At 65.4% G+C, this 9,170-nt stretch carries 12 protein-coding genes and 2 pseudogenes; 11 read left to right on the top strand and 3 right to left on the bottom strand.

The features are described from left to right. Together ACXJL8_RS25050 and ACXJL8_RS25045 are read right to left on the bottom strand one after the other, a co-directional pair. Nucleotides 1-270 (bottom strand): annotated as a pseudogene (locus ACXJL8_RS25050) (phospholipase); the annotation flags it as partial. A gap of 94 nt (nucleotides 271-364) precedes the next feature. Then, entirely contained in the window at nucleotides 365-1,207 is an 843-nt protein-coding gene (locus tag ACXJL8_RS25045) for a S24 family peptidase (protein WP_456622172.1), read from the bottom strand. Nucleotides 1,208-1,495: 288 nt separating this feature from the next. Between ACXJL8_RS25045 and ACXJL8_RS25040 the strand changes: the two genes are divergently transcribed. From ACXJL8_RS25040 to ACXJL8_RS24995, 10 genes and pseudogenes are all read left to right on the top strand, one after another. After that, nucleotides 1,496-1,663, top strand: coding sequence for a hypothetical protein (locus ACXJL8_RS25040; protein WP_456622171.1), 168 nt, complete (start codon nucleotides 1,496-1,498; stop codon nucleotides 1,661-1,663). Next, a complete protein-coding gene (locus ACXJL8_RS25035) occupies nucleotides 1,660-1,893 on the top strand; it encodes a hypothetical protein (RefSeq protein ID WP_456622170.1) in 234 nt (77 codons plus the stop codon). The genes ACXJL8_RS25040 and ACXJL8_RS25035 overlap by 4 nt, the downstream gene beginning before the upstream one ends. Beyond that, complete coding sequence (locus ACXJL8_RS25030; protein WP_456622169.1) at nucleotides 1,890-2,081, top strand: hypothetical protein; 192 nt, start codon at nucleotides 1,890-1,892, stop codon at nucleotides 2,079-2,081. Before ACXJL8_RS25035 ends, ACXJL8_RS25030 begins: the two co-directional genes overlap by 4 nt. Further along, nucleotides 2,078-2,272, top strand: coding sequence for a hypothetical protein (locus tag ACXJL8_RS25025; protein ID WP_456622168.1), 195 nt, complete (start codon nucleotides 2,078-2,080; stop codon nucleotides 2,270-2,272). Before ACXJL8_RS25030 ends, ACXJL8_RS25025 begins: the two co-directional genes overlap by 4 nt. Then, the gene (locus ACXJL8_RS25020) at nucleotides 2,269-2,748 is read left to right on the top strand and encodes a DUF2312 domain-containing protein (RefSeq protein ID WP_456622167.1); all 480 of its coding nucleotides are present in this window, start codon (nucleotides 2,269-2,271) and stop codon (nucleotides 2,746-2,748) included. The genes ACXJL8_RS25025 and ACXJL8_RS25020 overlap by 4 nt, the downstream gene beginning before the upstream one ends. Then, nucleotides 2,745-3,248: an HNH endonuclease gene (locus ACXJL8_RS25015; protein ID WP_456622166.1), complete on the top strand. Its 504-nt coding sequence runs from the start codon at nucleotides 2,745-2,747 to the stop codon at nucleotides 3,246-3,248. Before ACXJL8_RS25020 ends, ACXJL8_RS25015 begins: the two co-directional genes overlap by 4 nt. Beyond that, nucleotides 3,245-5,548 (top strand): MT-A70 family methyltransferase, encoded by a 2,304-nt coding sequence (locus tag ACXJL8_RS25010; RefSeq protein WP_456622165.1) that lies wholly within the window; start codon nucleotides 3,245-3,247, stop codon nucleotides 5,546-5,548. The genes ACXJL8_RS25015 and ACXJL8_RS25010 overlap by 4 nt, the downstream gene beginning before the upstream one ends. Continuing rightward, nucleotides 5,545-6,069, top strand: a complete 525-nt coding sequence (locus ACXJL8_RS25005; RefSeq protein WP_456622164.1) for a DUF7220 family protein — start codon at nucleotides 5,545-5,547, stop codon at nucleotides 6,067-6,069. The genes ACXJL8_RS25010 and ACXJL8_RS25005 overlap by 4 nt, the downstream gene beginning before the upstream one ends. Continuing rightward, on the top strand, nucleotides 6,066-6,347 hold the full coding sequence (locus tag ACXJL8_RS25000) for a hypothetical protein (protein ID WP_456622163.1): 282 nt from the start codon (nucleotides 6,066-6,068) through the stop codon (nucleotides 6,345-6,347). Before ACXJL8_RS25005 ends, ACXJL8_RS25000 begins: the two co-directional genes overlap by 4 nt. 8 nt (nucleotides 6,348-6,355) lie before the next feature. Continuing rightward, nucleotides 6,356-6,957 (top strand): annotated as a pseudogene (locus ACXJL8_RS24995) (hypothetical protein). 270 nt (nucleotides 6,958-7,227) lie between these two features. Here the strand turns inward: ACXJL8_RS24995 and ACXJL8_RS24990 are convergent. Beyond that, the gene (locus ACXJL8_RS24990; RefSeq protein WP_456622162.1) at nucleotides 7,228-7,785 is read right to left on the bottom strand and encodes a hypothetical protein; all 558 of its coding nucleotides are present in this window, start codon (nucleotides 7,783-7,785) and stop codon (nucleotides 7,228-7,230) included. A 231-nt stretch (nucleotides 7,786-8,016) separates the two neighbouring features. Here ACXJL8_RS24990 and ACXJL8_RS24985 point away from each other — a divergent pair. Next, the coding region (locus ACXJL8_RS24985) for a hypothetical protein (RefSeq protein WP_456685766.1) at nucleotides 8,017-9,170 on the top strand (1,154 nt) is incomplete at its 3' end.

Here is a 9,170-nt window from a genome sequence, read left to right as displayed (position 1 = left end):
GCGCGGAGCAATGGTCTCGGCGACGCGCTCTCGCTCGATCTGCACGGCCTCTGCGGCCGCCGCCGCCTCCTGGCGGCCTTTGCGATCCTTGAGCAGGGCGTCGAGCGTCTCCTGACGGTTGAGGCGCCTGCCGCGCATCACAGGCTCGGTGCGCGGGCAGCCTTTGGCGCGAACGTCGGCGAAGCGCCCCTCGGCGCGCAGATGCATGAAGCCGTGCAGCTTGAGCTGCAGGGCGAAGTCGGCGGCGGAGAGGTCGGTTGGGCCTGGCACGGCGGCGGTCTCCCGTGAGTTGTTTCACGGGAAACATATCGTCGGAAATTTCCGACCGTCAACCAGTAAAGTCGGAAATCTCCGACTTTCGGACCTAAAGGTCCAAAATCGTCCGCTTCACCCGACCGATGACCTCGAGGTCGCGCGGCTTGAAAAACACCGGCTTGTTGAGGGGGTTGGTCGAAAAGGGCGAGAGGTGCGGGTTGGCGCCGCCCTGCCACATCTTGTAGGTCGTCTCGCCCTTGATCGAAAACACATAGCAGCGGCCGTGGACCAGGCTGCGCTCGGCGCGGTTGACCACAATGATCGAGCCTTCCGGCGAGTAGCGGTCCATTGAATCGCCGTCGACGGTCAACGCAAAGAACTCGCCCCGGCCAAGATCGGCAAAAGCCAGGAGGGGCACATCATCGATCGGAATCTGGCTGGCGGGGCTTCGCAGGCGTCCGGCAGTCACACGGTCGAGGAGGGGGACCATAGCAAGTTTCGGCGCGCCGGGGCTGGTGCGCCGAGGGGGCGGCCCGACCAGGTCAGCCACCGTCCATTGCAATGCCGCGGCCACCAGAGGCTGCTTGTTGGCACTGAATGACTGCTTCTTACCTTCCAGAAAATCCCGGATGAAGTTCCGCTCGAGGCCCGGAATGGCTTTCGCGGCCTCGATCGGGCTGAGGTCAAGCTCGGCCAGCCGCGTCCTAATCCGTTGTCGGAGTTCGCTTTTCTCCATGGCGGATTTATCCGACGCGCCTTGTCCAAAGGCTAGTGGGATGTTTCCGACGACAAAATCTCGACGAATCGGAAATTTCCGACTATCCGTCGAACCATGGAGCAGGAGCTGATTCTCAACTTGAGGGCCGTCGCCGATGCCTTCCGCATCGAGCGTCCTCTTGCCTTCGGAACGCTTGGGCGGCTTGCAGCCGGCGATTGGCGCTTCTTCGATCATCTCGGCTCCAAGACAYTCACGGCCCRCAAGTACGACCAAGTCATCGGCTGGTTCTCGACCAATTGGCCGGCTGCGGCGGTTTGGCCTGAAGGCGTGGCTCGGCCGGAAGGGGTCGAGCCATGAAGGGATGCCGGTTCCCAGACTCGAGGTCGAGCGCCGGTCACGCCGAAACGGCTGATTTTCATCGCTGTGGAACATCACACAACGCGACCGGCGCGGCCTGTGGATACGTGTGGAAAACGCACGCGGAGACTGCATTTCAAGGGGTTTTTGAAAGGGGCGGGGGCAATGGCGGACGTCGTTTCGCGCATCGCAGATCCTGACGATCTGCGCTTTCTGGTCATGTTCAGTGCCGTGCTGATCGTGAGCCTGCTGGCGGCGGTCGCCGCCGGCGCGCAGCCGTTCATGCATCGCCGCGATGCCGGCTTCGGCTTCCGCTTCGTGAGGCGGCAATGACGATCGGCCGGGTCCGCGCCGTCGAGGCGCTGCTTTACGATTTCGAGCGGACCGAGCGGCGCGCGGTGCTGACGCTCGACGACCACGTGCCGCAGCTCGTCACCACGCAGGACGGCGACAGCTACCTGCTCGATCGCGCCTCCCTGCAAAACCTGCCGGGCGGCCCGCTGCGCTTCTACCAGGAAAAGCCCTATCGCCTCGACGCCGGCCTGATCGGGGGCGCGTCATGACTCAGATCGTTTGGGCCGCATGGCATCCGCGGCACGGTTACGAAATCCCCGGCTATTACGAGGGCGCGATCGCCTTCGCTGACATCGACGATGCCGTGCGCCTGGTGCGCAGCCTCAACAGCGACGACAAGACCAACAACCGCAACGGCTGGCGCGCCGTCAAGACCATGCTGGTGAGGGCGCCATGACGCTTGCCGTCACCGTCGAGATGGTCGCCGCCGCCGCCGCGCGCGCCGCGGCGCAGGGCGAGGATCTCAAGAGCCGCACGCCGCATTTCGTCGCGCAGCACCTGGTCGTTTGGGATTCCGAATGCCGCGGCCGTGACTACACGGCGGCGGTCTCGGCGGCGCGGCTCTGGCTCAAGGGGTTTGAGCAATGACCGAGCAGCTCAACCGCACCGAGGCCCGCGAGGAACTCAAATCCTACATCGAGCGCATTGAGCGCATCGTCGAGGACATCGTTGCGCTCAAGGATGATCAGCGCGTGCTGTTCGCCGAGGCGAAGTCCAAGGGGTACGACATCAAGGCGATGCGGCGCATGGTCAAGCGCCGGCAGAAAGACCCGAACGAGATCGCCGAGGCCGAGGCGATCGATGGCGTCTATATGCACGCGCTCGGGATGCAGGCGGATAGCCCGCTTCACGTTCAGGTCGCGCGCCTGGTGCGCGACGGCATGTCTCGCGACCAGGTGATCGAGGCATTCCAGCTGCTGATTCCGCGCAACGGCGAGATCATCGCCAGCGTCGGCGGCACGCCGATGCGGCTCTGGCGCACCGAGGACGGCAAGGCCTGCGCCGAGGAGTACGTCCCGCCGCTGTTCGACAGCTTCATGGCAAAGCGGCAGGCCGACAAATGATGCATGCGCCGGTCGACATCGCCGAGGCGCGCGCGGTCTCTTTCGACCTCCCGGATCTGCCTGACCTGTCGGCCACGCCGTGCCGGCGGATCTGGCTCTCGCAGCGCGACCCGGTCTGGACGCTGGTCGATGCCGTCGACTTCGCCTGGCTCTCGGAAAACATGTGGAACGTCTGGCATGCGGGCAATGGCCGCGGCGATCGCTGGATGAACTACGCCAAGCGCAATGTCGGGCCGCAGCGTTCGACGGTGCGGATGCATCGCGAGATCATGATCGCAGCCGACCCCGGCCGGGATGATGCGTTCCTGGCTGCGCATGTCGTCGACCACATCAACGGCCAGACCCTCGACAACCGCCGCTGCAATTTGCGCTGGGCCACCAAGCGCGACAACGCCATCAGCCGCCGCACGCGCGGCACCGCGCCGGCGCTCGAGGCCATCGTGCGCCAGATCATGGCCGATGCGCTGGCCTCGGCGCAGCTCGAGGAGGTGCCGTTTTGACCCTCTCCTTCCATCCCTATGCCAACCTGTTTCCGCTGATCGAGGGGCAGGAGTTTTACGACCTCGCCGAGGATATCCGTCAGCACGGGCTGCGCTACCGCATCGATCTGATCGAGGTCGCAAAGCAGTTTCTGGTGCTCGACGGCCGCAACCGCTATCGCGCGCTGGTCTGGCTGGTCTCGACCGGCGAGGTGCTCGGCGATGGCTGGGGCGGCCTTGCCGGCGAGCCGTTGTCGGCCGCCGATCTGACCGACTTCGAAAACGGGTCCATCTTCGATACCTATGACCCGGACTACGACGGCGAAAACCCGCTCGATTACGTCCTTTCCAAGAATCTCAGCCGCCGCCACCTGACCGACGACCAGCGCCGCATCATCGCGGCCGAGCTGGTCACCCTGGGCAAGGGGCGTCCGGGGAAAATGCCGCAATCTGCGGGGTTTTCTCGCGAGCACGCCGCCGCGGCGCTGTCGACCGATGTCGCCGGCGTCGAGCGGGCGCGCACTGTCGTCAGACGGGCGGCGCCGGAGGTGGTCGATGCCGTCAAATCCGGAGATCTATCGGTTGCCGCCGCCGCCGAGATCGCGGCGCAGCCGGTCGAGCGCCAGGCCGAGATCGCCAGGGCGCTGACGCGGGACGCCTCCGGCAAGCTGACCGACGAGGCCAAGAAAGCCCTGGCGCCGCTGGTGCGCGAGCTGCGTGCCGACAAGATCGCCGCCAAGCGGGAGCGTCGCGCCGAGCGCGAAGCGGAGACCGGGCGCCGGATCCAGCAACTGCCGGGCAGCTTCTACGGCGTCGCGATCGAGGATTTCGAGTGGCATCACGCGGCCTGGTCGGAAGAGACCGGCAGCGAAAAAAGCCCGTCGATGCATTACGAGACCGCGATCGATGCCCAGACGCCGGAGGCGATCGTCGCGCGTTGCGCCGAGCGCTTCGCCTGCCTCGCCGAGGACTGCATCCTGTTCAAGTGGGTGACGGCGCCGCATCTGTCGATCGGCATCAAGGTGCTCGAGCTGCAGGGCTTCCGCTACGTCACCATGCTGGTCTGGAACAAGGAACGTTCCGGCGAGGCGCGGGGGCCGGGCTACTGGTTCACCGGCGAGCATGAAGTCGTGCTGGTCGGCGTGCGCGGCAAGGTGGTGGCGCCGGCGACCGCGCATTTCCGCAGCAACTTCTCGGCGCCGGTCGGCGGCCATTCCGAGAAGCCCGATAATCTGCACGAGATCATCGAATTTCACTGGCCGACGACGCCAAAGGTGGAATTCAACGCGCGCCGCGCGCGGCCTGGCTGGGCCGCATGGGGCTTTGATGCGCCCGACGCCGAGCCGTCGCCCGATGCTTTGCGTGAAGCCTTCGTGGCCGCGCGGGCCGCCCGTGATGCAGAACGGCTGTGGGAGCATCCCGCCGTTGACGACCAGCACGTCGTCAGCATGACCCGCGACTATCCCGGCGGTGTCTCCTTCAGCGTTGCGACCTGCCGCTGCGGCTGGTCGTTCCGCTGCGAGACAAAGCCCTTCGTGCTCGATCGCGACGACGCCGTCGACAATCACTGGCGCGAGGTCATCGCGCAGCACGATTCCAATCTCGCCGTTGTGTCGCCCTCCGGCGAGGTCGTCGCGTCGCCGCAAGGCGACGTCGATACGGCGGCTGCAGCGGATGCAACATCGGTAGGGGCCAGCGCCGCTGCGGCCGTCGAGGCGCCTTACAACGCCGGCGACGTCATCGCCATCGACCAGCTGGCCGGCTCGGAGTGGTTGACGCCGAACCAAGTCCGCGCGGAGGACCTCAGCGAGCGCGAGCAGCTGAAAATCCTGTCCGACTTCTGCCACCCGCGCCGCGACCTGCAGGGCGTGATCGGCCCGCTCCATGTCGAGCGCGGCTATGCCTACCAGAGCAATGGCCAATGGGCGTTGCGCGGGCAGGGGTGGGATCGCCTGCGCGAGCTGGAGGCGGCCGAGGCCGCGCCGGCGGCGCCAAAGCCTGATCTGACCGAGCCGTACCGCGCGCCGCAGCCGTCGCTGTTCGACGCCGCGCGCCAGCTCGACGATGCGCCGGCGGCCGAGGTGGTCGACGGCGTGCTGCAGACGCGGCTGCCGGTCGATGCCGACGAGCTCGCCGAGCAGCTCGCGCTGATCGGCGTCGATGCCGGCGAGCCAATCGACGGCGAGATGGCCCGGCACCTGGTCGGCCGCGATCTCGTGCACGCCACGACCAAGGCACTCAAGATTACCGCGCGCGGCCGTGCCTTCCTGGCGCAGCTGGCGACGCCGGCATCCGTTCAACAGCAGGGGGCAACGCCGTGAAACAGAGCAAGATCATGTCGCTCGTCGAGAGCGTCATCAACATCGCAGTCGGGTTTGGCATCAGCCTCGCCGCGCAGTCCTTCTTTCTGCCGCTGCTCGGCGTCGCCGTGTCGTTCCGGCAAAACCTTGCGTTTGCGCTGATCATGACCGTGATCTCGATCGCGCGCTCCTACCTGCTGCGGCGCGTGTTTGAGGCGCTGCACATTCGGCGGCCGATGTCGCCGTTTATGCAGGCGGTCATCGCCGAGCGCTTCCGTCAGATCGAGCAGGAGGGCTGGTCGGCGGCGCACGATGACGCCCATCCGGTCGGCGAACTCGCTGCCGCGGGCTCATGCTACGCGATCATGCCAACGTGGCGCCGTCGTGCGGATGATGACTTTGGGCCGGAGCCGCCGATGGTGTGGCCGTGGTCGCTTGGGTGGTGGAAGCCACAGGACAATCGGCGTGACTTGATCCGCGCAGCGGCGCTGGTCGTTGCCGAGGGCGAGAAGTTCGATCGTAATCGCAAGGTGCGGCAATGACCGAGCCGTCACTGGTCGCGCAGACCATCACGATCAGCCACAACGTCGCCGTCGCTGCGGCGTCGGCCATCGCCTTCGCCGGCTTCATGATCGGCTACGCGATTGCTTGGCGCCAGCGCCGCAGCCAGCCGCGCATTACGATCGACCCGGTCAGGAACGTGCTGGCCTGCGACATGCCCATGACGCCGGAGGAAATGGACCGGCTGCGCGATGACGTGGCGCTATGGCGGATTGCGCCGGCGGACCTCGAGGCGGCCGTGCGGAGGTCGCAGGCGTGAACCGTGCGATGCGCGTCCTCGTCGCATGCGAGTTCTCCGGCACTGTCCGGCGCGCATTCGCTGCGCTGGGGCATGACGCGTGGTCCTGCGACCTGCTGCCTGCCGAGGACGGCAGCAACAAACACATTATCGGCGACGCGCGGGACATCCTCGGTGATGATTGGGATCTGTTGATGGTCGCCCATCCGCCATGCACACGTCTGTGCAATTCGGGGGTTCGCTGGCTGTTCAATCCTCCAGAGGGCCGGACGCTGAGATGTGGGCCGCGCTCGACGAGGCTGCCGCGCTTTTCTCGGCCTTTTGGAATGCGCCGATCGAGCGCGTCGCCATCGAAAATCCGGTCATGCACAAGCATGCCAAGGAACGGATCCGGAACTATCAGCCGTTCGCTCAGAGCGTCCAGCCTTGGCAATTCGGTCATGGCGAGGTCAAGCGGACCTGCCTCTGGCTTAGGGGACTCGAGCCGCTGCGCCCGACTCGAATTGTCGATGGTCGCGTCGCGCGGGTGCACCGTATGCCGCCGTCTGCCGATCGGTGGCGCGAGCGCAGTCGCTTCTTTCCAGGCATCGCCGCGGCGATGGCCGAGCAGTGGGGAGGTCTGGCGGTGTGAAACACAAGTGGAGCGAAAAGACCCGCGCCCCGAACGGCGACTCGCGAAAGGTCTGCGAGCGCGAGGGCTGCGAGATCGTTTGCGTATCGTGCCACGACGTCGACAGCCACGGCCGGGCGGATCACTGGAAAGAATGGTTCCGCGGGACCGAGAAAATCCAGCGCGGCGGCAACACGCCGGCGTGTGAAGCGGTCGAGGTATCGAGGCATGACTAGTGTCCCGCTCGTCCTACCCGCGCGAGGCGTCGGCGATAAGCTAGTGGCGCCGATGCTACGTTCTGCGAATGGCTGCGATCTCTTCTTCGAGGGCCTTAATCAGCGCGTCGGCGTGAAGGGCGACTTGTTTCGCGACGCTAACGATGGTTCGGATCTGGAACTTTTGCCACTTTTCATTCTCTTCGTGAGGATTGGCGGACACGTATTCCATCCTCTTCATCTGGTCCCGGAGTGCGTCCAGCGCATCGATTGCTGCAATCGGGATGGCATCGAGATGTTGCCATGCCTCCTCAAGCTCGCTGGGTGCCGCAGGCCAGATCTTCATTTGATCTTCGACTTCTTGGAGCGAAACCCTGGCTTGCTCCATCTCGAGCCAGTCGCTCACAAACTTCGCATACTCGGCTATCGGCCGTGTCCGCAACTTGAGGCGAGTGCAAAGAGAAATCCGCGCAGCGTGTCGCGCCGTTTCCGCCACCGCCTTGTCATAGGAAATCTTGGCCATGACGCCCCAATAAGCAAGGCTAGCTGCGGACAGCGCGATGACTGCCGCGAAGGTCGGCTGGAAGTCCTTCGCAAAATCATAAAATGTATGAACGGTTGTCTGATCTGTCATGGAACAATTTTGGCGTGTGTCTGTGGCTTTGTCGAGTGGCATTCATGACAGACGCATCGCTTCTCTTGCGCACGCTCGCCGCCGGCCGACGACGCGATCAGCCGCGGACTGCTGTGGAGATATCCGGACGAGGAGATCGTTCGGATCATGCTGATGGGGCCGCGATAGCAAAACCAATTCAGTGCAGTTGCTTACCGCGTCCAGTTGAATCGAGAAATTAAGAGCATCACCATGACGACCGCGAAAAGGCGGGCGCGACGCATCGCCGCCGACGAGGCCCATAGCTGGGCGCGTAACCTGCACCTGCGCAACTTGCCTGCGTCCGTCATCCTTCGCACGYTGTCGCTCTACGTTGACGGCGAAGGGTTTGCGTTCGTGGCGATCCCGACGCTCGCCGAGGACTGCGACGGCATGTCGACCGACACCGTGCGGCGTCGTCTGGTCTGGCTCGAGCAGGTCGGCGCGATCGCGCGCCAGCCGCAATGGCTCGACGAGAACGGTGTGCGCAACGGCGAGGGCCGCGGCCGCCGTACGACCGACAAGATCCGGCTGATGTTCGATGCTGATCCTGACGCGATCGAGGCGCGGGCGCAGGGCCGCGAGGTCGACAGCGACATTATCGAAAACGCTGCGGAAACAACGGTGATTAGCCCTAGCAGGCTGCTAGGGCTAAATTCGGGGGTGGCCCTCGGTTTGCCCTCGGTTAACCCTAGCAGTACTTGCGACCAGCTAACCTCTGAACCTGATCCTGAATCTCCCCCAAAAACCCCCTCCGGGGGCGAGGGCGCGCATCAACGGGTTTTGGAAGATGCGCCAGAGCCGGAGCACTTTGCGCCGGCGTGGCAGGCTTGGCCCGGTCGCGAGACGCAGGGCCATCGGCGGGACGCCGCGCTGGCCGCATTCCGCGAGCTGTCACCCGACAAGCAGCGGCTGTGCCGTGCCGCCGTGCCGCTGTTCGCGTCGGCGCTGACCAGAGCCGGGCGGACCAAGCCGCCGAATTTCGATCGCTGGATCCGCCATCACGGCTTTGACGAGTTTCCGAATGCAGTGCTCGGCGAGGATCTGCCCAAGCCGCCGCAGCGTCGCTTCGTGCTGGGCGAGGAGCTGGACGGGCTCAAGATCGCGTCGCTGATCGCCGAACGGCGCGAGCTGCCCGTGCGGCGCGAGCCGGAGCTCGGCGAGGGCGTGTGGCGCACCATGCCACCTCAAGCCGATCTGGTCGCGCTCGCCGCGTGCGGCCGTCCGTCCGATGCCTGGCTGGTCGTCGATCTCGGGTCGCACGAATTTGCCGCGTGGCGTGAACGGCTGCACCGCTGGCTCGGCGCCGAGCCGCGCCCGGAAAAGATCTGGCTTGAGGACCACAACCCGGCCGTCCATGGCCTGCC

Source organism: Bradyrhizobium sp. P5_C11_2 (assembly GCF_054049755.1).
The sequence above is the reverse complement of the archived record's forward strand: the minus strand, read 5'-3'. Positions and strand labels throughout refer to the sequence as shown.